The sequence below is a fragment of the Microbacterium meiriae genome, assembly GCF_025143875.1.
GTDB classification, from domain to species: domain Bacteria; phylum Actinomycetota; class Actinomycetes; order Actinomycetales; family Microbacteriaceae; genus Microbacterium; species Microbacterium meiriae.
The window spans coordinates 23,600-45,523 of record NZ_JAMBDU010000023.1; the positions used below are offsets into that span (position 1 = coordinate 23,600).

The 21,924-nt window shown below is 70.5% G+C and carries 20 protein-coding genes; 3 read left to right on the plus strand and 17 right to left on the minus strand.

The genetic code is table 11. The annotated features are described in order from the left end of the window. Window positions 1–19: 19 nt before the first annotated feature. From M4D53_RS13485 to M4D53_RS13515, 7 genes are all read right to left on the minus strand, one after another. Window positions 20–832 (minus strand): shikimate dehydrogenase, encoded by an 813-nt coding sequence (locus M4D53_RS13485; protein WP_259954505.1) that lies wholly within the window; start codon window positions 830–832, stop codon window positions 20–22. Between the two features lie 4 nt (window positions 833–836). After that, window positions 837–2,168 carry an endolytic transglycosylase MltG gene (gene mltG, locus M4D53_RS13490; protein ID WP_259954506.1) on the minus strand — a complete coding sequence of 444 codons (1,332 nt, stop codon included), beginning with the start codon at window positions 2,166–2,168 and terminating at the stop codon, window positions 837–839. Window positions 2,169–2,379: 211 nt separating this feature from the next. Beyond that, the gene (gene ruvX, locus M4D53_RS13495) at window positions 2,380–2,853 is read right to left on the minus strand and encodes a Holliday junction resolvase RuvX (RefSeq protein ID WP_187661512.1); all 474 of its coding nucleotides are present in this window, start codon (window positions 2,851–2,853) and stop codon (window positions 2,380–2,382) included. Beyond that, window positions 2,850–5,510 (minus strand): alanine--tRNA ligase, encoded by a 2,661-nt coding sequence (alaS, locus tag M4D53_RS13500; protein WP_259954507.1) that lies wholly within the window; start codon window positions 5,508–5,510, stop codon window positions 2,850–2,852. Before alaS ends, ruvX begins: the two co-directional genes overlap by 4 nt. A 55-nt stretch (window positions 5,511–5,565) precedes the next feature. Continuing rightward, entirely contained in the window at window positions 5,566–5,754 is a 189-nt protein-coding gene (locus M4D53_RS13505) for a hypothetical protein (protein WP_025103513.1), read from the minus strand. Between the two features lie 110 nt (window positions 5,755–5,864). Then, window positions 5,865–6,494, minus strand: a complete 630-nt coding sequence (gene rpsD, locus M4D53_RS13510) for a 30S ribosomal protein S4 (RefSeq protein WP_187661514.1) — start codon at window positions 6,492–6,494, stop codon at window positions 5,865–5,867. A gap of 181 nt (window positions 6,495–6,675) precedes the next feature. Further along, window positions 6,676–8,034 (minus strand): replication-associated recombination protein A, encoded by a 1,359-nt coding sequence (locus M4D53_RS13515; protein ID WP_259954509.1) that lies wholly within the window; start codon window positions 8,032–8,034, stop codon window positions 6,676–6,678. 100 nt (window positions 8,035–8,134) lie between these two features. Here M4D53_RS13515 and M4D53_RS13520 point away from each other — a divergent pair, with 100 nt between their 5' ends. After that, a complete protein-coding gene (locus M4D53_RS13520) occupies window positions 8,135–8,437 on the plus strand; it encodes a hypothetical protein (protein WP_187661516.1) in 303 nt (100 codons plus the stop codon). A gap of 15 nt (window positions 8,438–8,452) precedes the next feature. On the opposite strand, the gene M4D53_RS13525 is transcribed toward M4D53_RS13520, so the two are convergent. Together M4D53_RS13525 and M4D53_RS13530 are read right to left on the minus strand one after the other, a co-directional pair. After that, complete coding sequence (locus M4D53_RS13525) at window positions 8,453–9,202, minus strand: winged helix-turn-helix domain-containing protein (RefSeq protein WP_259954510.1); 750 nt, start codon at window positions 9,200–9,202, stop codon at window positions 8,453–8,455. Further along, entirely contained in the window at window positions 9,199–11,010 is a 1,812-nt protein-coding gene (locus M4D53_RS13530; RefSeq protein ID WP_259954512.1) for an NAD(P)/FAD-dependent oxidoreductase, read from the minus strand. The genes M4D53_RS13525 and M4D53_RS13530 overlap by 4 nt, the downstream gene beginning before the upstream one ends. 279 nt (window positions 11,011–11,289) lie before the next feature. Here M4D53_RS13530 and M4D53_RS13535 point away from each other — a divergent pair, with 279 nt between their 5' ends. Both M4D53_RS13535 and M4D53_RS13540 read left to right on the plus strand, forming a co-directional pair. Beyond that, window positions 11,290–12,642, plus strand: a complete 1,353-nt coding sequence (locus M4D53_RS13535; protein WP_259954513.1) for a DUF349 domain-containing protein — start codon at window positions 11,290–11,292, stop codon at window positions 12,640–12,642. A gap of 59 nt (window positions 12,643–12,701) precedes the next feature. After that, entirely contained in the window at window positions 12,702–13,250 is a 549-nt protein-coding gene (locus M4D53_RS13540) for a type IV toxin-antitoxin system AbiEi family antitoxin (protein WP_259954514.1), read from the plus strand. On the opposite strand, the gene M4D53_RS13545 is transcribed toward M4D53_RS13540, so the two are convergent. The 8 genes from M4D53_RS13545 to M4D53_RS13580 all read right to left on the minus strand — a co-directional run bounded on the left by M4D53_RS13545 (window position 13,237) and on the right by M4D53_RS13580 (window position 21,843). Further along, a complete protein-coding gene (locus M4D53_RS13545) occupies window positions 13,237–15,489 on the minus strand; it encodes a RelA/SpoT family protein (protein WP_187661521.1) in 2,253 nt (750 codons plus the stop codon). The genes M4D53_RS13540 and M4D53_RS13545 overlap by 14 nt on opposite strands. 65 nt (window positions 15,490–15,554) lie before the next feature. Further along, complete coding sequence (gene secF, locus M4D53_RS13550) at window positions 15,555–16,544, minus strand: protein translocase subunit SecF (RefSeq protein ID WP_259954515.1); 990 nt, start codon at window positions 16,542–16,544, stop codon at window positions 15,555–15,557. Continuing rightward, window positions 16,544–18,274, minus strand: coding sequence for a protein translocase subunit SecD (gene secD / locus M4D53_RS13555; protein WP_187661523.1), 1,731 nt, complete (start codon window positions 18,272–18,274; stop codon window positions 16,544–16,546). Before secD ends, secF begins: the two co-directional genes overlap by 1 nt. 55 nt (window positions 18,275–18,329) lie before the next feature. Continuing rightward, a complete protein-coding gene (locus tag M4D53_RS13560) occupies window positions 18,330–18,731 on the minus strand; it encodes a preprotein translocase subunit YajC (protein WP_311198662.1) in 402 nt (133 codons plus the stop codon). A gap of 72 nt (window positions 18,732–18,803) precedes the next feature. Beyond that, entirely contained in the window at window positions 18,804–19,829 is a 1,026-nt protein-coding gene (ruvB, locus tag M4D53_RS13565; RefSeq protein WP_259954516.1) for a Holliday junction branch migration DNA helicase RuvB, read from the minus strand. Further along, on the minus strand, window positions 19,822–20,442 hold the full coding sequence (gene ruvA, locus M4D53_RS13570; protein ID WP_259954517.1) for a Holliday junction branch migration protein RuvA: 621 nt from the start codon (window positions 20,440–20,442) through the stop codon (window positions 19,822–19,824). The genes ruvB and ruvA overlap by 8 nt, the downstream gene beginning before the upstream one ends. Before the next feature lie 9 nt (window positions 20,443–20,451). Then, window positions 20,452–21,036 (minus strand): crossover junction endodeoxyribonuclease RuvC, encoded by a 585-nt coding sequence (gene ruvC / locus M4D53_RS13575; protein ID WP_187661526.1) that lies wholly within the window; start codon window positions 21,034–21,036, stop codon window positions 20,452–20,454. A gap of 45 nt (window positions 21,037–21,081) precedes the next feature. Next, window positions 21,082–21,843 (minus strand): YebC/PmpR family DNA-binding transcriptional regulator, encoded by a 762-nt coding sequence (locus tag M4D53_RS13580; protein WP_187661527.1) that lies wholly within the window; start codon window positions 21,841–21,843, stop codon window positions 21,082–21,084. Between the last annotated feature and the right edge of the window lie 81 nt (window positions 21,844–21,924).

Sequence of the window (21,924 nt, forward strand, 5' to 3'; positions counted from 1 at the left end):
GCGTTTCGTCGGGCGGCGGTCAGAGGGTGGCACGCATCGCGGCGAGGACCGCGTCCTCGTCCGGCAGCGGCGAGACCGGGTCGCCGTGCAGGAAGATCCGGATCTGCCGGACCGCCTGACGCAGCAGCATCCCGAGCCCGGAGACCACCGGCGCCGCACCCCATGCCGCCGCCAGGGCGGACGGCCACGGCGCGTAGGCGGCGTCGAACAGCGTGCCGCCGCTCTGGGCCAGTCGGGCGGCACTCTCCGGCGGAAGCACGGTGCCGGAGGGCAGGGTCGCCACCGTGAGGTCGACGGCGCCCTCCACCTCGTCGAGCGGTCGCGGGGTGACCACGACGCCGCGTCGCTCCCCGATCCCGACGAGCCCCGCGGCGCGTTCCGGCCGACGGGCGGCGACCTCGACCCGCGTCGCCCCGAGGTCGGCGAGGGCGACGAGGGCCGAGGCTGCCGTCGCTCCGGCGCCCAGGATCCGTGCCGTTCCGATCTCGCGGATCCCGGCATCACCGAGGGCATCGACGATCCCGCCGACGTCGGTGTTGAATCCCGCCGGGGTCTCCGAGAGCAGGAGCGTGTTGACCGCGCCGGTCAGCTCCGCGTGGGCATCCCGGGTGGCGGCGTATCGGTACGCCTCCTCCTTGAGCGGCATCGTCAGGGACAGGCCGCGCCAGGTGTCGTCGAGGGCCTCGACCGCGTCCGTGAAGCCCTCCTCGCCGACCTGACGGCGCCCGTACTCCCAGTCCAGTCCGAGCACCGCGTAGGCCGCAGCGTGCAGCTCCGGCGACCGTGAGTGCCCGATCGGGTCGCCCCAGACCGCCAGCCGTCTCCGGTTCACCGCGTCAGCAACCGGCGTCGGGGTTCGCGCGGCACCAGTCCCGCCACTTCTCCACGCCCTGCTCGTGCTCCGCGAGAGTCTCCGAGAACTGCGTCTCGCCGGTCTCGAGGTTGACGGTGACGAAGTAGATCCACGGCCCGTCCGCGGGGTGCATCGCGGCATCGATCGCGGCATCGTTCGGGCTCGCGATCGGCGTGGCCGGAAGCCCCTTGTTCACGTAGGTGTTCCACTCGTTGGGGTCTTCCAGAGCCTCGGCCGAGCTCGAGACCACGCCCTCGTGCAGGGAGCCATACCCGTACTGCGCCGTCGAGTCCATCTGGAGCAGCATGTCGTCGTCGAGGCGGTTCTGGATCACGCGGGACACCTTGGCGAAGTCGTCCGTGCGGCCTTCGCGCTGGATGATCGAGGCGATCGTGAGGATCCGCTGCGCGTCCTCGTCCGGGACGCCGGCGGCGGCGAGCGATTCGCGCGTCCGGTCGACCATGCGCTGGATGACCTGCGTCGCGGTGACCTCGGGGTCGAACGTGTACACCGCGGGGAACAGCCACCCCTCCAGGCTCTGCGCCTCCACCCCGTACGCGGACGGATCGGCGACGGCTGCCTCGAGGTCGGCCAGCGGCATCCCGAGAGTCTCGGCCATGGACGGCAGGGCCGATTCGATCGTCCCGCCCTCCGGCATGGAGACGGTGTTCTCGAGCTTGTTCTCCTCGTTGCGGAGAGCGGCGAGGGCGTCCTCGGCGGTCATCTTCTCCTGGAGACGGTAGACGCCGGGATAGAAGGTCACCGCGATGTTCTCGTCGATGAGGTAGTCGTAGAAGACGTCCTCGGTCTTGGTGACGCCCGCCTCGTAGAGCGCGGTCGACACGGGGCCGCCGGTATCGCCCTCCTTGATCGTGACGAGTACCTCACCGGTCGCCTGGCCGGGCTCCCAGTCCTTCGGCTCGCCCCACCCCATGGCGTCGGCGATGCGGTCGCCGAAGGTGTTCGCGACCCAGACGCCGCCGGCGGCGATGCCGCCGAGGATCACCAGGACGATGATCAGGGCGATGAGGCAGCCCTTGCGGCGCTTCTTCTTGGTCGGAGCGCCGTGATCGCGGCCGTCGTCCTGAGCGGCGAAGATCTCGTCGAGTCCTCCGCCCAGCGCCGGTGCGGTGTCTTCGGTGCCGGTCGACCGGCGCGGGCCCGGGGCGGGGGCCTCGTCCGCGCTCGTCGCGGCGACGGGCATCGCGCGGGTCACGACCGCTTCGGCGTCTGCGGCATTCGCCTGCGGCCGGTGGTCGGTCACGGCCGCATCCGCGGTGGTCGCCGCCGACGCCGAGACCGGGCGGGCCGGCACGTCGGCATCGGGCGCAGCCGTCGCGTCCGGGGCGGCCGGAGCCTCCTGCTCGCGGGCCGCGGCCTCCCTCGCCGCGCGGCGGATCCGGGTGCCGGTGTGTCATCCGCGGCGGTCGGGACCTGCGGGGACGGAGCGGGGAGGTTCTCGAACAGATCCCCCAACCGGGTGCTCTGCTCGTGCTCGGGCGCACGGCTCTCGCGTTCGGACATGTTCAGGCGGGCTCCTCGTCAACGGGGACCGGGGCACCGGCCGGGTTTCCGGTGCTCTTCTCCGTGTCGATCGCCTGCTGCAGCAGCACCACGGCGGCGACCTGATCCACAATGCTACGAGAGTTCTTCTGTGATCGCCCAGAACTCCGCAACGCGGCATGCGCGGAGACGGTGCTCAGACGCTCGTCCACGAGGCGGACCGGCACGCCACTGCGCCCCTGGAGTGCGGCCGCGAACTCCCGCGCATCGACCGTCGACGGCGTGTCCGCGCCCTGCATGTTCACCGGAAGTCCGACCACGATCTCCAGCGGCTCGTACTCCGCAGCCAGCTCCGCGATGCGCGTCAGCGAGTGCTCGTCGCGCGGCACGGTCTCGACGGGGACGGCCAGCATGCCGTCCGGATCGGACCGGGCCACGCCCACGCGGGCCCGGCCGACGTCGATGCCGAGCCGGACCCCGCGGCGATAACCGCTCACGCGCCCCGCAGCTCCTGGGAGACGGCCTCGAGCGCGGCGGGCAGCGCCGCTGCGTCGGTACCGCCGCCCTGGGCGACGTCGTCCCGGCCACCGCCGCCTCCGCCGAGCACACCGGCGGCGCGCTTCGCGAGCGCACCCGCCTTCGCCCCGGCACCGCGCGCGGCCTCGTTCGTGGCGACGACGATGACAGGGCGACCGTTGACGACCGCCCCGAGCGCGACGACTGCGCGGTCGGAGCCGAGCCGGTCGCGCACGCCGTTGACGAGCTCGCGGACATCGTCCGCCGACGCGACATCACCCAGCGACTGTGCCGCCACGCGGAAGTCCCCGACGCGCGTCGCGGCCTCGGCGATGGCGGGGATGCGTCCCGCTCGCTCCTTCGCCTCGAACTGCGCGATGCGCTTCTCCGCGGCCTTGAGGCTCGCGGCGAGATCGGCGATCCGCTCCGGGAGCTGCTCGCGCGGGGTCTTCAGAGAGGCGGTGAGCTGCGAGACGAGAGCGCGCTCTGCCGCGAGCTCCCGGAACGCATCCGCGCCGACGAGAGCCTCGATCCGGCGGTTGGAGGCGCCGACCGACGACTCCCCCACCACGCTGACCAGACCGATCTCGGCACTGGTCGACACGTGCGTGCCGGCGCAGAGCTCGCGCGACCACGGGCCGCCGATGTCGACCATCCGCACGACGTCGCCGTACTTCTCGCCGAAGAGCGCCATGGCGCCCGCTTCCTTGGCCTCGTCGAGCGTCACGATGCGGGTGGTCACCTCAAGGGCGTCCTGCACGGCGCGGTTCGTGATCTCCTCGATCTCCGTGCGGGTGTCCGTCGACAGTGCCTGCGACCAGGCGAAGTCGAACCGCATGTAGCCGGCGCGGTTGAGCGAGCCCGACTGCGTGGCGGTCGGGCCGAGCGTGTCGCGGAGGGCGGCATGCACGAGGTGGGTGGCGGAGTGCGCCTGACGGGCGGCGCGCCGGTTGGCGGCGTCGACAATCGTCGTCGCGATGTCATCGACCGCGACCGTGCCGCGGGAGACCTCCACCGTGTGGCTGATCAGCCCGGGGACCGGCCGCTGCACGTCGAGCACCTCGAGCTCGTAGCCGGGGCCCACGATGGTGCCCTTGTCCGCGACCTGGCCGCCGGACTCGGCGTACAGCGTCGTCTCGGCGAGCACGACCTCGGCGATCTGGCCCTCGGCGGCGCTGCGCACCGGCGCACCGTCGACCAGCAGGCCGAGCACGCGGGACTCCACCTCGAGGGCCGTGTAGCCGTCGAAGCCCGTCTCGCCCAGCGCGCGCAGGTCACGGTAGACCGAGACGTCCGCGAGCTGGCGCTTGCGGTTGCGGGCGTCGTCCTTCGCGCGCTGACGCTGCTCCTGCATGAGGGAGTCGAACGCGGCACGGTCCACGTCCAGCCCGGCCTCTTCGGCGACCTCCAGGGTGAGGTCGATCGGGAAGCCGTAGGTGTCGTGCAGCAGGAACGCCTCGGAACCGCTGAGGGTCTTCCCGCCGCCCTTCTTCGTCTCGTCGAGCGCAAGGTCGAGGATGGTCGATCCCTGCGCCAGGGTGCGCCGGAAGGTCTCCTCTTCGGCGAAGGCCGCCGAGGAGAGCACGGACCAGTCGCGCTCCAGCTCCGGGTACGCCGACTTCATCGCGTCGCGTGAGGCGGCGAACAGCTCGGGGAACGCGGGATCGTCGACACCGAGGAGGCGCATGGCCCGCACGGTGCGGCGCATGAGGCGTCGCAGGATGTAGCCGCGGCCCTCGTTCGACGGACGGACGCCGTCGGAGAGCAGCATGAGCGAGGAGCGCACGTGGTCCGCGATCACGCGGAAACGGACGTCGTCCTCGTGCACGGCGCCGTAGCGACGGCCCGAGAGCTCGACGGCGCGGTCGAGCACCGGCCGCACCTGGTCGGTCTCGTACATGTTCTCGACGCCCTGCTTGAGGAAGGCGACGCGCTCCAGCCCCATGCCGGTGTCGATGTTCTTCATCGGCAGCTCGCCGACGATGTCGAACTCGGTCTTGCCGCGGATGTTCTCGATGAAGTCCTGCATGAACACGAGGTTCCAGATCTCCAGGAACCGCGAGTCGTCGGCAGCGGGGCCGCCGTCCTTCCCGTAGGCCGGGCCACGGTCGAAGAAGATCTCGGAGTCAGGTCCGCCGGGACCGGGCTGGCCGGTGTTCCAGTAGTTGTCCGCGCGACCGAGGCGCTGGATGCGCTCCGGCTTGAGCCCGATGATGTCGCGCCAGATCGCCTCGGCCTCGTCGTCGGTCTCGTAGACGGTGACCCAGAGATCCTTCTCGTCGAAGCCGAGGCCGCCGTCCGCCTCCGAGCTCGTGAGCAGCTCCCAGGCGTAGCGGATCGCGCCTTCCTTGAAGTAGTCGCCGAACGACCAGTTGCCGAGCATCTGGAAGAACGTGCCGTGACGCGCGGTGCGCCCGACCTCCTCGATGTCGTTGGTCCGGATGCACTTCTGCAGGTCGGCGATGCGCGGGTGCGGCGCCGGGACCACGCCCGTGAGGTACGGGATCATCGGGACCATGCCGGCGACCGTGAAGAGCAGCGAGGGGTCGTCGCTGACCAGGGATGCCGAGGGGACGATGAGGTGGTCGTTCTTCTCGAAGTAGGAGAGGTAGCGCTGCGCGATTTCCGCAGTTTTCATAGGAGTGCCGGATGTCCTTGCGTGAGGGGGCGCGCCGAGGCGCAGATGCGGGGGGTCAGTTCTCGCCCGGCTCGGTCAGCCGAGCCTCCTGCGCGCGATATGCGTCGCTGAGGATCGCTGCGAGGCCGTTGAGGCGGGCGTCGACGTCGGCCAGGATGTCGTGGCCCCGCGGGTCCTTGTTCATGAAGTGAGCCGCGACGAAGCCGCCGATCACGCCGATCAGGAACCACAGCACGTTCTTCATGTCGTCATCCTTGCCCTAGAGCCGCGAAGGCGCGGTCTCTCCATCGTAGGCGGAAACGACAGGAGGCGTCGGGAACCCCGACGCCTCCTGCCTGATGCTCTTCCGCTGGATCAGCGAGCCGCGTAGTACTCGACGACGAGCTGCACTTCACAGGTCACGGGGACCTCGGCGCGCTTCGGACGACGGACCAGGCGGGCCTGGAGCTTGTCGAGCTCGACCTCGAGGTAACCCGGAACGGCGGGCAGGACCTCGGCGTGACCGCCGGCGGCTGCCACCTGGAAGGGCTCGAGGCCCTCGCTCTTGGGCTTGACGTGGATGAGCTGACCCGGCTTCACGCGGAACGACGGGCGGTCGACGAGCTGGCCGTCGACGAGGATGTGACGGTGCACGACGAGCTGACGAGCCTGTGCCGTGGTGCGGGCGAAGCCCGAACGGACCACGAGCGCGTCGAGACGCATCTCGAGGAGCTCGACGAGGTTCTCACCGGTCAGACCGTCCTGGCGACGGGCCTCGTTGAACGCGATACGCAGCTGCTTCTCGCGGATGCCGTACTGCTCGCGCAAACGCTGCTTCTCACGCAGACGGACGGCGTAGTCGCTGTCGGCCTTGCGCTTGGTGCGGCCGTGCTCGCCCGGAGCGTAGGGACGCTTCTCGAGGTAGCGGGCGGCCTTGGGGGTGAGTGCCACGCCGAGGGCGCGGCTGAGACGCACCTTGCGGCGGTCCTGGGACTTCGTGACCACGAAGTTATCCTTCCGATGACGTGGACGTGGATTTCACGTCCGACGGACGTATCACCGCGTTCTTCCTCGGGGCGCACGCCGGGGTGCCGTCGAGGTGGGGTGTGAACGAGGAGATGCCCGAAAACACGGTTTCGAGCCGCTCAATTCTAACAGACGACGGCAGACACCCGAGGCCCGCGGATCACCGGTCGCCGAGGATCCGGCGGATGCGCTCCAGCCGTGCACTGATGTCGCGCTCCGCGCCCAGGTTCTTCGGCTCGTAGTAGTGGCGTCCGTCGAGCTCGTCCGGCAGGTACTGCTGCGGCACGATCCCGAACTCGCTGTCGTGCGCGTAGCGATAGCCGCGGCCGTGGCCCAGGCGCTTGGCGCCCGGGTAGTGGGCGTCGCGGAGGTGCAGCGGCACGCGCCCGAACCCTCCGGCCCGGATGTCGGCGATGGCCGCGTCGATGCCGACATACGCCGCGTTCGACTTCGCGGTCGTGGCCAGGTACACGGTGGCCTCCGCGAGCGGGATGCGTCCCTCCGGCATCCCGATGAAGGCCACGGCGTCGGCGGCGGCCACGGCGATGCCGAGCGCCTGGGGGTCGGCGAGCCCGACGTCCTCGGACGCGGAGATGACGAGCCGCCGGGCGATGAACCGCGGGTCCTCCCCCGCCTCGATCATGCGGGCGAGGTAGTGCAGCGCGGCGTCCGGGTCGGAGCCTCGGATCGACTTGATGAAGGCGCTGATGACGTCATAGTGCTCGTCGCCCTGCCGGTCGTAGCGGAGCAGAGCCTTGTCGACGGCCTGCGCCACATCGTCGGCGGTGACCTCGGGGACGGTCGACTCCTGGTCCTCGCTGTCGTCGTCGGCCGTCGCCGCGTGCGAGAGCGCCACCGCGGCGGCGGCCTCCAGCCCCGTGAGGGCGCGACGGGCGTCCCCCGACGCGAGGCGGATGAGGGCCGACCGCGCCTCGTCGGTGAGCGCGACCGCGCCTCCGAGTCCGCGGGCGTCCGACACCGCCCGATCCACGAGCACGCCGATGTCGTCATCGGTGAGCGGCTGCAGGGTGAGCAGCAGCGACCGGGACAGCAGAGGCGAGATCACCGAGAACGAGGGGTTCTCCGTGGTGGCGGCGATGAGGATGACCCAGCCGTTCTCCACGCCGGGCAGCAGGGCGTCCTGCTGGGCCTTGGTGAAGCGGTGGATCTCGTCGAGGAAGAGGATCGTCGTCTGCCCGTAGAGGTCGCGCTGCGTGATCGCCTCCTGCATGACCTCCCGCACGTCCTTCACGCCGGCGGTGATGGCCGAGAGCTCGACGAACCGGCGGCCGGAGGACCGGGCGATGGCCTGGGCGAGCGTGGTCTTCCCGGTGCCGGGCGGGCCCCAGAGGATGATAGACACCGCACCGGGCGAGCTGGCCTCCGGATCGGCGAGGGCGACGATGGGCGACCCGGCCCGCAGCAGGTGGCGCTGTCCCGCGACCTCGTCCAGCGACACCGGACGCATGCGCACGGCGAGCGGTGTCTGCCCGGAGAGCAGGGCGGAGGGAGAGGACATTCCTCCAGGCTAACGGCGGCCGGGGACACGAGGCGAGGCCGGCGCCCCGGTAGGCTCTCAGGCGACGTCGTGGACCGGCGTCGGACGGGAGAAGCAGGGCATGGCCGCACGCGGTTCCAAGAAGGCGCAGACACGCACCGAGGCGGAGCGCGCTCGGCTGCACACCGCTCGCACCCGCTGGCACCAGGACCAGATCCGCCGACGGACCCGGGACAACGCCATCGCGATCACCGTCGGCGCCCTCATCGTCGTGGGCGCGATCGTCAGCCAGGTCGTGCATGCGCAGGTGACCGCTCCGGAACCGACGCCGTCGCCCTCGCCCACCTCCTCGATCGAACCGTCCCCGGCGCCGACCGATACCCCGACGGAGGCTCCGACCGCGCCCGCCACTCCCTCGGAGTGAACCGATCCGGCACGATCAGTCGTCGAGCACCGCGAGTCGATAGCCGCGCTTGACCACGGTCTGCACGAGGTCGACGTCGCCGAGGGCCTCGCGGAGCCGCGCCACAGCGACCTCGACGGCTCGAGGACTCCGCCGCCCGCCCGGGAGCACCTGCCCGATCTCCGTCCGGCTGAGCACCCGCCCGTCGGCCACGAACAGCGCTTCCATGACGCTCACGGCTCCGCGGGAGAGCGGGACGAACACGCCGTCGATGAGAATGCCCCCGCTGCGTACCGCCACGTCGCCGACGTCCGTCCGCCGTTCGCGCCCCGCGCGGGCGAAGTGATCGATGACCGTGCGGGCGAGGTCTTCCGCCGTCGGCCCGCACGCTGTGGACGCGGCCAGTCCGAGCTCCGCCAGCTGAGCCGTCGCTGTGGGGTCGGCGGTCGCCAGGAGCAACCGCGAAGCCCGCGCGCGAGCACGCACCACATCGAGCATGCCGAGGCGCTCGAAGATCGCCAGGAGGCCTGGCACGCCTTCGGCGGCGGGGAACAGCACAGCGTCGACCTGGCCGGTCGCGATGCGGTGCGCCGTTCGCTTCGTGCCGGCGGGGATCGCCTGATCGTCCCGCAGTGACACGATCCGCACGACCTCCGACCCGCTGCCGGTGAGGGCGTGCAGGAGCGCGTCGGCGTCGACGGGCTCGGGCCGCACCGGCCGTGCCACCTCGGCGACCGCGATGCGGGAACCCACGAGTGCCGGGGCCACGCGGGTCGGCGCGCTCATCTCGCCCCCTCTGCGGACCGCACTCCCGCCGCCGTCCCTGTGCCGCTGCGGTCCAGGTCTCGACGCCGGCGGGTTCCCCCGTCCGCGGGTCCGACCAGCGGCGTCATCGGGTGGCGCCCGCCGGCTTCCGGCTCCGAGGTCCGGATCACCGCGCCTGCGGCCCGGAGGCCCGCCAGCACTCGCGGGAGGTCGCCGCGCCGGATCCCCCCGACGGTGATCGTCGCCTCGCCGAGACCGATCGTGGCGTCGTGACGCTGGGCCAGGCGGCCGATCACGAGGAGGAGCGCAGCGTCGATCTCCCTCCCGACCTCGACCTCGACGTCGACGACGGAAGCGGCGGCCGAACCACGGAGGCGGACGCCCGGTCGGCGGTCGGGGGTGTCGGCAGGGGCGGGGTCACGCTGCAGCAGCGCAACCGCCAGACGGCGGAGGCAGGGCCCGCAGTCACGGCTCTCCCCCGCTGCGGCCAGGGCATCGGCGAACGTCCGGATCCCCCGGCGATCCAGCTCGACACTCAGCGCGTCCAGCGGGAGCGTCAGGAGACCGTGGCCGCATTCGTCCGCGCGGTCGTCGGACGCTGCCGAAGCCAGAAGCACGCGAACCTCCGCGCGCCGATCGGTGTCATCGCGCGAGAACCGCGCCAGCCATGCCTGACCCTGTTCGCCGATCGTCGTCGCTCCGTACACCTGACGCGCATCTGCGGAGAGCAGGATCTCTCCGAAACGGCGTCCGTCGAGGGCGGACAGCGGGACGGCGAAGGCCGACCCACGGACGTCGTCGATCCGCAGGACGGCGAGGTCGATGCCACCGGGCCGTCCGTACCAGCGCCGCGGTCCTCGGTCCGTGAGCGGAGCGCCGCACAGGGCGGCGACCGCACGGTCCGCGGAGGAGCATGCGGCTTCGACGCCCCGCTCGAGCTGGCCGACTCCCACCGCGACGTCCCCGATGGCGAGGATCCGCTCGTCCTCTGTCTGTCCGGCGGCATCCACGATCACGCCTCCGCCCTGGCGCACCGGGAGACCGGCGTTGCGCGCGAGTTCGTCTCTGGCCCGTGCACCGGTCGTCACGACGAGGTCCGCCCGGACGAACGTCCCGTCCTGGAACTCGACCGCGGTGACGGCACCGGCCTCGTCGGGATCGACGCGCGTCAGCCGCGTCCGGGTCCGCACGGTGATCCCGCGTGCCTCCACGACCCGCCGCAGCGCCGCCGCGGCGGGCGCCGACAGCACGGAGGGAAGCAGCCGATCCGCGGTGGCGACGAGGGTCGTCTGCACTCCGGCCTCGTCCAGAGCGAGCGCAACGTCGACCCCGGACTCGTCTCCGCCGAGCACCACCGCTCGGAGGGCACGTGGCAGCTCCGTCCTGCGGATGGCCAGGAACGCGCGCAGGGTCTGTGCGTCTTCCATCGCGCGGAAGGTGAAGGCCCCACGAGCGCGGATGCCTGGCACCTCGAGCGGGCGGGCGTGGGTCCCGGTCGCCAGGACGAGCGCGTCGTAGTCGTACCAGCGGCGCGAACGGGTCCGCACGCGGCGTCCCGCCCTGTCGATACGCAGCACCCGGTCGTCGTCGATCAACCGCACCCGATCGTCGCGGAACGGCGCCCGGTCGAGATCGATGCCCGATACCGCGTCGCCCGCGACCACCCGCGCCAGCCCGGAGCGGTCATAAGGCAGCCGCCCCTCGTCTCCGAACACCGTGATCCGCACGTCCCGCTCCGGATCCTCCAGCATCCGCGCGACGAAGCGGTGCGCCGCAACGCCCGCCCCCACGACGACGATCTCCGCTGTGCGCGCTGCGTTGTCGTCCATGGAACTCCTGTCGACCTGGGGACTGTCGTGGTCGCGACGATAGGAGCGCCGTGTTACCCGGAGATGACGCGGAGTGTTTCCTGCGTCGAACGTTCTGCTCACGAAACGGTAACGTCCCACTTTGTCGAGACCCCGGGTCGCCGTCGAGACCCCGCCTCGTTCGCGCACGAAGCACGGGGTCTCGGCGGGAAGACGGGGTCTCGCGGATCGAAGAGGGCGTACTAGGCTGAGCCTCGTCCTTTCCGCCTCCCGCGGCGTGACCGCGCAAGGAGAATCACCGTGTCTGCCAACGAGCCCGCGAAGCCGACCCCGCCCGTTCCCACCCCGCCCGCCGTGCCGCTGCCGCGAAAGGCGCCGACACCGGCCGCCGTCGCGCCGGCCGCGGCGAAGCCGACCCCGGTCTCCTCCGCCGGCGAATGGGGCCGGGTCTCCGAAGACGGCACTGTCGAGGTGCGCGAGGGCGAGTCCTGGCGCGTCGTCGGTCAGTACCCGGACGGCACTCCCGACGAGGCCCTGGCCTACTTCGTCCGCAAGTACGACGACATCGCCTTCAAGGTCGTCGCCCTCGAGCAGCGTCACCAGGCCGGCGGCGCCTCGGCGAGCGACCTGTCCAAGCAGGCCGCCCACCTCATCGACGAGGCTACGGATGCCGCGGCCGTCGGCGACCTCGCCGGACTCCGCGACCGCCTCACCGCACTGACCGCGTCGCTGTCCGAGGCCACCGCTCAGGAGGCGCAGCAGGCGAAGGAGCTCGTCGAGCAGGCCGTCGCCGAGCGCACCGCCCTCGTCGAGCGTGCCGAAGCCATCGCCGCCCGCGACCTGAGCAAGGTCCAGTGGAAGCAGGTGACCGCCGAGCTCAACGAGCTGTTCGAGTCCTGGCAGGCGCAGCAGCAGAACGGTCCGCGCCTGTCGAAGGGCGTCTCGCAGCAGCTCTGGAAGCGGTTCCGCGATGCCAGGGCCGTCGTCGACAAGCACCGCCGGGCGTTCTACTCCGAGCTCGACGATGCGCACAAGGCGGCGCGCGACGCGAAGTCCCGACTGGTCGAGCGCGCCGAGGCCCTGGCCCCGCGCGGGGTCGACGGCATCCCCGCCTACCGCTCCCTCCTGGACGAGTGGAAGACGGCCGGTCGCGCCGGACGCAAGGCCGACGACGCCCTGTGGGCACGGTTCAAGGCCGCCGGAGACGCGCTCTACGCCGCCCGTGCCGAGCAGGCCGCTGCGGAGGAGGCCGACTCGGCTCCGAAGATCGAGGCCCGGCAGGCGCTGCTCGAGCAGGCGAAGGCGGTCGCCGACGAGCCGAACATCAAGCGCGCCCGCGCCCTGCTCACGCGTATCCAGCGCGAGTGGGACGAGGTCGGACGCATCTTCCCGCGCGACAAGGAGCGCGCACTCGACGACAAGCTCCGCGTCATCGAGCAGGCACTCAAGGCGCGCGAGGACGTCGACTGGAAGAAGAACAACCCCGAGACCAAGGCGCGGGCGAACGACATGAGCTCGCAGCTCCACGAGGCCATCGAGAAGCTCGAGGCCGAACTGGCCGCCGCCGAGAAGGCCGGGGACAGCAAGGCCGCCAAGGAGGCAGCGGACGCCCTCGAGGCCCGTCGCGCCTGGCTCAACGCCCTCGGCGGCTGAGCTCTCCACAGGTTCACTGATCTCCGCATGAGCGGGGTGCATCACGCCACACTGGCGGCATGCACCCCGCTCTGCTGTATCTGCCCGGCGCGCGCCTGAGCGTGGGCGAGCTCAGTGCCGCCCGGCTCGACGGCCATGTCGTCGAGGTCGGTGACGCCTACATCCCGGCTGATCTGCCGGAGTCCCCCGATGTGCGGGCGCAGAGCATCGCCGCGCTCGTCCAGGAGGGCGCAGCGGCCTGCGGGCCCAGTGCCGCCTGGATCCACGGCGCCCGCGATGCCCCGCCGTCGATCCACCACGTGCGACGCTGCGTGGAGCGCCGGGTGCGCCCGCGGGTGCAGACCAGAGTGTCGTTCCACGACACCTTGGTCCCCGCGGCGGACCTGGCCCGCCTCGGCGGGATCTTCGTGACGTCGCCGGTGCGCACGATGGGCGACCTCGCCACGGCGCTGCACCGCGATCCCCGTGTGCTCCCGTGGATGCAGGCCCTCGCCCAGGTCGACCCGACCGCGCTCGACGGCGCCATCGCCGACCTCCGGGCCCGGCACCGAGTGCCCGGCAGCGTCAGTGGTGTCGCGGCGTTGGAGCGGCTCGTCAGGAGGAGGTGACGCGGTAGACGTCGTAGACGGCGTCGATCCGGCGCACCGCGTTCAGGACGCGGTCCAGGTGCACGGCGTCACCCATCTCGAACACGAACCGACTGAGTGCCAGGCGCTCATCCGTCGTCGACACGGTCGCCGACAGGATGTTCACGTGATGCTCGCTGAGCACCCGCGTGACGTCCGAGAGGAGGCCGGAGCGGTCCAGGGCCTCCACCTGGATCTGCACACGGAACACGCTCTTCTTCGTCGGCGCCCAGGAGACCTCGACGAAGCGGTCCTGCTCGCCGCTGAGAGCCTTCACGTTCACGCAGTCCGCCCGGTGCACGGAGACACCGCTCCCTCGGGTGACGAAGCCGACGATGGGATCACCGGGCACCGGAGTGCAGCACTTCGCGAGCTTGACGAGGATGTCGTTCGCACCGCGCACCAGCACGCCGGAGTCGCCGCCCCGCGACTCTCGCGTCTGGACGCTTCCCGGAAGGTCGATCGCCCCGGTGGTCGGCTCGTCGGTGGCGACGAGCGCGGTGACCTTCTCCAGCACCGACTGGGTCGAGACGTGGCCCTCGCCGACAGCGGCGTAGAGACCCGAGACGTCCTCGTAGTGCATCTGGTGAGCGACCTCGGTGAACGAGTCCTGGCTCATCAGACGCTGCAGCGGGAGGTTCTGCCGGCGCATCGCGCGGGCGATCGCCTCCTTGCCCTGCTCGATGGCCTCTTCGCGGCGCTCCTTGGTGAACCAGCCGCGGATCTTGTTCCTGGCACGGGTGCTCTTGACGAACCCGAGCCAGTCCTGGCTCGGCCCCGCGTCGGGGTTCTTGGAGGTGAAGACCTCGACGACGTCGCCGCTCTTCAGCTCCGACTCCAGCGGCACCAGGCGTCCGTTGACCTTGGCGCCCATGGTGCGGTGCCCGATCTCGGTGTGCACGGCATAGGCGAAGTCGACCGGGGTGGCGCCGGCCGGGAGACCGATCACGCGCCCCTTCGGCGTGAAGACGTAGACCTCCTTGGCGCCGATCTCGAACCGCAGGGAGTCGAGGAACTCCCCGGGGTCTGCCGTCTCGGCCTGCCAGTCGGAGATGTGCGCGAGCCACGCCATGTCGGTGTCGGAGGCGCGGACCTCGGCCTTGCCTCCGCCGTTCATCCGCTCCTTGTACATCCAGTGCGCGGCGACGCCGTACTCCGCCTGGTGGTGCATCTCGTGCGTGCGGATCTGGATCTCGACCGTGCGACCGGCCGGGCCGATCACGGTCGTGTGCAGCGATTGGTAGAGGTTGAACTTCGGGGTGGCGATGTAGTCCTTGAACCGGCCGGGCAGCGGCGTCCAGCGAGCATGGATCGCCCCGAGCACCGCGTAGCAGTCGCGCACGGACGAGACGAGGACGCGGATCCCGATCAGATCGTAGATGTCGTCGAACTCGCGACCGCGGATGACCATCTTCTGATACACCGAGTACAGTTGCTTGGGCCGGCCGACGACCTTGCCGCGGATGCGCAGGTCGCGGAGGTCTTCGTCGATCTCCTCGATGACCTGGCTCAGGTACTTCTCGCGCTGCGGGGTGCGCTGGGCGATGAGGCTGTGGATCTCGTTGTAGATCTTCGGGTGGAGGACCGCGAAGGACAGGTCTTCGAGCTCCGACTTGATCGCCTGGATGCCGAGGCGATTGGCCAGCGGCGCGTAGATCTCCAGCGTCTCCTTGGCCTTCTTCGCCGCCTTCTCCGGCGGGACGAAGCCCCAGGTGCGGGCGTTGTGAAGCCGGTCGGCGAGCTTGATGAGCAGGACCCGGATGTCCTTCGACATCGCGACGATCATCTTGCGGACGGTCTCGGCCTGCGCGCTCTCGCCGTACTTGACCTTGTCGAGCTTGGTGACGCCGTCGACGAGCATCGCGACCTCGTCGCCGAACTCGGCGGTCAGATCGGTGAGCGCGTAACCGGTGTCCTCGACGGTGTCGTGCAGCAGGGCGGCGGCGATCGCGCGCGGTCCGAGACCGAGCTCCGCGAGGATCTGCGCGACGGCGAGCGGGTGCGTGATGTACGGCTCACCGCTCTGCCGCTTCTGACCCTCGTGCTTCTCCTTCGCCACGGCATAGGCGCGGGAGATGACAGCGAAGTCGCCCTTCGGGTGGTTGGCCCTGACGGTGCGGATCAGATTGTCGAGATCGTTGATCCGGGACGCGCGCGAGAAGATGCGGGGCACCAGCCGTCGCAGACTCGAACCCTGCGATGCCGTCTGCGGCTCCGCCATCCACTCACCTCCGAATCAGACAATCCTACGCGCGCTGAGCGGGGGTCGGCCCCGCGGCGGGGGCGTCAGGCGTCGACAGCCGCTTTGGTCCGTGCGGCACGGATGCGGGCGTCGCGCTCCTTGATCTGCGGCTCGTTCTCGCGGAACAGCGAGTACAGCGGCGCGGCCACGAAGAGCGTCGAGTACGTCGCCACGAGGATGCCCACGAAGATCGACAGCGAGATGTCGGTCAGCGTCTCGGCACCGAGCCAGAAGGCGCCGATGAAGAGGATCGCACCGACCGGCAGCGCCGCCACCACGGAGGTGTTGATCGACCGGATGAGGGTCTGGTTCACCGCGAGGTTGACCGACTCCCCGAACAGCCGCGACGTCTTCTCCCCGTCCTCCGTGGTGTTCTCCCTGATCTTGTCGAACACGACAGTGGTGTCGTACAGGGAGTACGCGAGGATCGTCAGGAAGCCGATGACGGCCGCCGGCGAGATCTCGAACCCGGCGAGGGCGTACACGCCGACCGTGATCACGAGCACGTCGAGCAGACCGATGATCGCCGCCGCCGACATCTTCCAGGTGCGGAAGTAGATGGCGAGGATGAGGAAGGTCAGCGCGAGGAAGATCGCCAGGCCCCACAGCGACTGCCGGGTGACGCTCTCGCCCCAGGCCGGGCCGATGAACGAGGAGGCGACCGCATTGGGCTCGACGCCGTAGGCGTCGGCGAGGGCGCCCGCCACCTGCTGTGTCTCCGCCTCCGTCATCTGATCGGTCTGCACCCGGACGTCCTGGTCGTTGACGATGACGACCTTGGTGGCGGCGCCGGGAACCACCGACTGCACCGCTTCGGTCGCGGTGTCCTGATCCGTGGTGTCGGGCGCGGCGACCGTGAACTGCGAGCCGCCGGTGAACTCGATCGAGAACTGGATCGGGCGGAACAGCGGCACGAGGGCCGAGCCGACGACCAGAGCGATCGCGATGATGAACCAGAGGCGGCGGCGGCCGACGAACGGGAAGGAGGTCTTGCCCGTGTAGAGGTTGTTGCCGAACTCATTCATGGAAGGCATCAGTTGTCTCCCTCTCTTCCGGCCGTGGTCTGTCTCTCGGCGGCGAGGGCCTCCGCCCGCTTGCGCTCGGCGATGGTCTGCCGGCGGTCCGCCTCTCCGCGCGAGCGCGCGTTCTTCGCCCCGCGCCCCGCGGACGCCGTGGCGACCTCGCGGTACTGCGAGCGGCTCCGGTACACGGCACCCAGGGCCTCGGGGTCGAGGCCGGAGAGCTTGTGCCCGCCGCCGAAGAACCGCGTACGAGCGAGCAGCTGCATGACCGGGTGGGTGAAGATGACGAAGATCAGCACGTCGATGACCGTCGTGAGGCCGAGGGTGAACGCGAAGCCCTTGACCGTCGAGTCGGCGAGGATGTACAGCACCACGGCGGCCAGGACGTTGATGGACTTGGAGATGTAGATCGTCCGCTTCGCCCGACCCCAGCCGTCCTCGACGGCACCGGTGATGGACTTGCCGTCGCGCAGTTCGTCTCGGATGCGCTCGAAGTAGACGATGAAGGAGTCCGCGGTGAAGCCGATCGACACGATCAGGCCGGCGACGCCGGCGAGCGACAGCCGGAAGCCGATCCGCCACGCCAGGATGCAGATGACGATGTACGTGAGCACCGCCATCACCGCGATCGACGCGATGATCACCGTCCCGAGTGCGCGGTAGGACAGCAGCGAGTACACCGCCACGAGCGCGAGACCGATGAGGCCCGCGATCAAACCGATCTGGAGCTGCTGGGTGCCGAGGGTCGCGGAGATCGTGTCCGAGCTCTGCACCTCGAAGCTGAGCGGAAGGGCTCCGAACTTGAGCTGGTCGGCCAGGGTCGTCGCGCTCTCCTGCGTGAAGCTGCCCGAGATGCTGGGACGGCCGTCGAGGATGACGCCGTTCATGCGCGGTGCGCTGATGACCTCGCCGTCGAGCACGAATGCGAACTGGTCGCGCGGCGACAGTCCGTCGATGCGGTTCTGGTTGAGGCGGGTGCTGACCTGGCCGAAGGCGTCCGCGCCCTCGCCGTTCATGGTGAGCTGCACGATCCAGGCACCGGAGCGCGGGTCGCGTCCCGCGGTGGCGTCGGTGATCGCGCGGCCGTCCAGCTCAGCCGGGCCCAGGATGAACTTGGCCGTGTCATCGGGCGAGCAGGCGATCACCGGCTCGTCCTTCGGGGCCTTCGACGGGTCGTTGGCGGGGTTGGCGCAGTCGTACGCCTGGAACTCCGCCGCGAGCTTGTCGGTGACCCACGAGAGGTCGCTGGCGTCCGTGGGCTCCGCCGTGGGCTCCGCATTCAGCGACGGGTCCGGGCTCGGGTACGGCGTGGAGTTGCCGTCCTCGCCGACGAACTCGGTGCTCGCCGCCGTGGTGTAGAGCACCGGACGGAACTCGAGCTGAGCGCTGGACTGGATGCGCTGCCGCGTCTGCTCGTCAGCCTCGCCGGGGATCTGGACGACGATGTTGCGCCCGCCCTCGGTGGTGATGTCGGCCTCGGCGACGCCGGAGGCGTCGACACGCTGACGGATGATCGCCGCGGCCTGATCGAGCTGCTCCTGCGTCGGCGCGGCTCCGTCCTCGGTCTCGGCGCTCAGGACGATCTGGGTGCCGCCCTGCAGATCGAGCGCGAGCTCGGGTGTCCACGAGCTCTGCTTGAAGACGTACACACCCAGCGCGTTGATGCCGAAGAGCACGCCCGTCACGAGGAGCAGGCCGAGGAGGACCCGCCAGGCGTGGCGGACGGGAGAGGATGAAGCCACGTGTGTTCAGCTTTCTGGAAGGACGGTGATCCGGGAGGCCGTGACGGCCCGCGTGCTACTTGTCGTCGGCGTCCCGCTCGAGGCGGGCGCGGGTCTCCTCCGGCGTCTCCAGCGCGGGAGCGGCGGTCTCGTCGACGATGTGGTCGTCCGCGCCGGCGAGAGGCACGTCGACGATGGCGTCCTTGGGCTCCACGACACGGAGGATGGCCTGGCTGTGCACCTCGATGACGGTGCCGGGCGCGATCTCCACGAGGGCCGGGGAATCGAGGTCTTCGGCGTCGTACGCGACGATGGTGCCGTAGATGCCGCCCTGCAGCAGGACCTTGGCGCCGGGCACCGTCTTGGTCGCCTTCTCCTCCTGCTCGGCCTTCATCTGCCGGGTGCGCTTGCGCGTGTTGAAGATCATGAAGATCAGCAGGACGGCGAGGAGTCCGAAGAGGACAAATTCCATGGGCATGGGGATGGCGCCTTTCTCAGGTGCACGCACCAGCCTTTGGGCGCACAGCGGTATCGGGGAAGTCTTCAGCGATTATAGGTCATCCAACTTCAGCATCCCGTCCGGGTGCGCCACACCGAGGTGGTCGTAGGCCTCCGGCGTCGCGACCCGCCCTCGGGGCGTCCTGCCCAGGAAGCCGATCCGGACGAGATAGGGCTCGACCACGCTCTCGACCGTCTCCGGCTCCTCTCCCACCGCCACCGCGAGCGTGCTCAGGCCGACCGGTCCGCCGCGGAACCGACGCACCAGGGCCTCCAGCACCGCGCGGTCCAGACGGTCCAGTCCGATCGCGTCCACGTCGTAGAGGTCGAGGGCCGCCCGCACGCCGCTGAGCGTCGCCTCGCCGCCACCGTGCACGAGCGCATAGTCGCGCACGCGGCGCAGCAGCCGGTTCGCGATGCGCGGGGTCCCGCGGGAGCGTCGCGCGATCTCGGAGAGCGAGTCCGTCGGGAGGTCGACGCCGAGCACCGCAGCGGAACGGCCGATCACCCGCTCCAGCTCCCCCTCATCGTAGAACTCGAGGTGCCCGGTGAAACCGAACCGGTCCCGCAGCGGATTGGGCAGCAGCCCGGAACGCGTGGTGGCACCGACCAGGGTGAACGGAGACAGCTCCAGCGGGATGCTGGTCGCCCCCGCGCCCTTCCCGACCATGATGTCGATCCGGTAGTCCTCCATGGCGAGGTACAGCATCTCCTCCGCCGACCGGGCCATGCGATGGATCTCGTCGATGAAGAGGACCTCGCCGGGCACGAGGCTCGACAGCAGCGCCGCCAGATCCCCGGCGTGCTGGATCGCAGGCCCGCTGGACATGCGCAGCGGACGCTCGCTCTCGTGCGCCACGATCATCGCCAGCGTCGTCTTGCCGAGTCCGGGAGGGCCGGCGAGCAGGATGTGGTCCGCAGGGCGCGATTGGATGCGGGCCGCCTCCAGGAGGAGCTGCAGCTGTCCCCGCACCTTCTGCTGCCCCACGAACTCGTCGAGGCTCGAGGGGCGGAGGGCGCCCTCGATGGCGAGTTCGGACTCGTCCGTCGGCTCGGTCGGATCGAGGGCGTCAGCCACGGCCCTGGCCTGCCTGCGCGGGTCCGAGCAGCGCGAGCGTACGCCGCAGGAGGAGGGCGACCGACGCGCGCTCGGTGTCCGTCGCATCCGTCGCCGTCTGGGTCGCCGCCTCGGCTGCGACCTTCTCCGACCAGCCGAGCCCGACGAGCGCCACCGTCACCTGGGTGACGATGTCCCCGCCTCCGGCCGCCGCAGGAGCCGACGGCGCAGCCACGGGCTGCACCTTGCCGGCGAGCTGCACGACGATGAGCTTGGCCGTCTTCGGGCCGATGCCGGAGACCCGACGGAACGGAGCGTCGTCCTCCGCGGTCACCGCCTCGGCGATCTGGTCGGCGGTGAGGTGCGACAGCACGCCGAGCGCCGACTTCGGACCGACCCCGGTGACGCTGAGCAGCAGGCTGAAGATCTCCAGCTCTCCGCGGTCGGCGAACCCGAACAGGGACAGCGAGTCCTCCCGCACGATGAGGCTCGTGTGCAGCAGGAGCTTCTCCCCCACCGTCGCGGTGTGGGCGACATCGGCCGGGACCGCGACCGCGAAGCCCACGCCGCCGACGTCGATGATGACCTGGTCCGGCGTCGTGTGCAGCACGGTGCCGTGCAGAGAGGAGATCATCCTCTCAGTCTAGGAGCCGGCTCGTAGATATGTTCGAGCGACACGCTCCGCGTCGGCCCATGCGCGCTGCGCGGGGGTCAGGCCGCCGCCCGCGCGGCTCGACACCGGGGCGCCGCGGCGCCAGGCGTGACAGAGGGCGATCGCCAGGGCATCGGCGGCGTCGGCCGGCTGCGGAGGGGCATCCAACCGCAGGATCCGCGCGATCATCGCCTGGACCTGACGCTTGTCGGCGGAGCCGTACCCGGTGACGGCGGCCTTGACCTCGCTCGGCGTGTGGGTCGCCGCCGGCAGGCCCGCCTCTGCGGCGATCAGGAGCGCGACACCGCTCGCCTGCGCGGTGCCCATGACCGTATGCGTGTTCTGCTGCGCGAACACCCTCTCGACCGCGACCGCATCGGGTCGGTGCTCGGCGATCGCGGCGCGGATGCCCGCCGCGACGACGGCGAGGCGGTCGCCGATCTCCGCATCCGGGGCGGAGCGGATCACCCCCACGTGGACCAGCGTGCCGCGGCGGGCACGGTCGACATCGACGATCCCGACACCGCACCGGGTGAGTCCGGGGTCGATGCCGAGCACGCGCAGCGAAGTGGTCACCCGATCAGGCTAGGCCGCGTGCGCCGTCGTCGACTCGCGCCGCGCCTAGGCGTCGTCGTTCTCGAGCTCCGCCTGGACTTCGGCGGACAGATCGAAGTTGCTGAAGACGTTCTGCACGTCCTCGCTGTCCTCGAGCGCATCGATGAGGCGGAACACCTTGCGGGCGGTCTCGGCGTCGATCTCGACCTTGAGGTTCGGCACGAACTCGACGTCCGCCGACTCGTAGTCGATCCCGGCGTCCTGCAGGGCCGAGCGGACGGCCACCAGGTCGCTCGCCTCGGTGATGACCTCGAAGCCCTCGGCGTGCGGCTCGATCTCCTCGGCGCCGGCCTCCAGCGCCGCCATCATGACGTCATCCTCGGTGGTGCCCTCGGAACCGACGACGATGACGCCCTTGCGGCTGAAGTTGTACGCGACACTGCCCGGGTCGGCGAGGGTGCCGCCGTTGCGGCTGAGTGCCGTGCGCACCTCGGCCGCGGCGCGGTTCTTGTTGTCGGTCAGACACTCGATCATGAGCGCGACGCCGTTGGGCCCGTAGCCCTCGTACATGATCGAGGTGTACTCGACGGCCTCGCCGCCGATGCCGGCACCGCGCTTGATGGCGCGGTCGATGTTGTCCTTGGGGACGGAGGTCTTCTTCGCCTTGAGCACCGCGTCGAAGAGCGTCGGGTTGCCCTGCAGATCGGCGCCGCCCAGCTTGGCCGCGACCTCGATGTTCTTGATGAGCTTGGCCCAGGACTTCGCACGGCGCGCGTCGATGACGGCCTTCTTGTGCTTGGTCGTGGCCCACTTGGAATGCCCGGACATAAGTCTCCGCTCGTCGTCTGCGCCCCGGAACGCCGCCCAGGGCGTCGTCCAGTCTATCGAAACGTGCCGCGGCACCGCTCC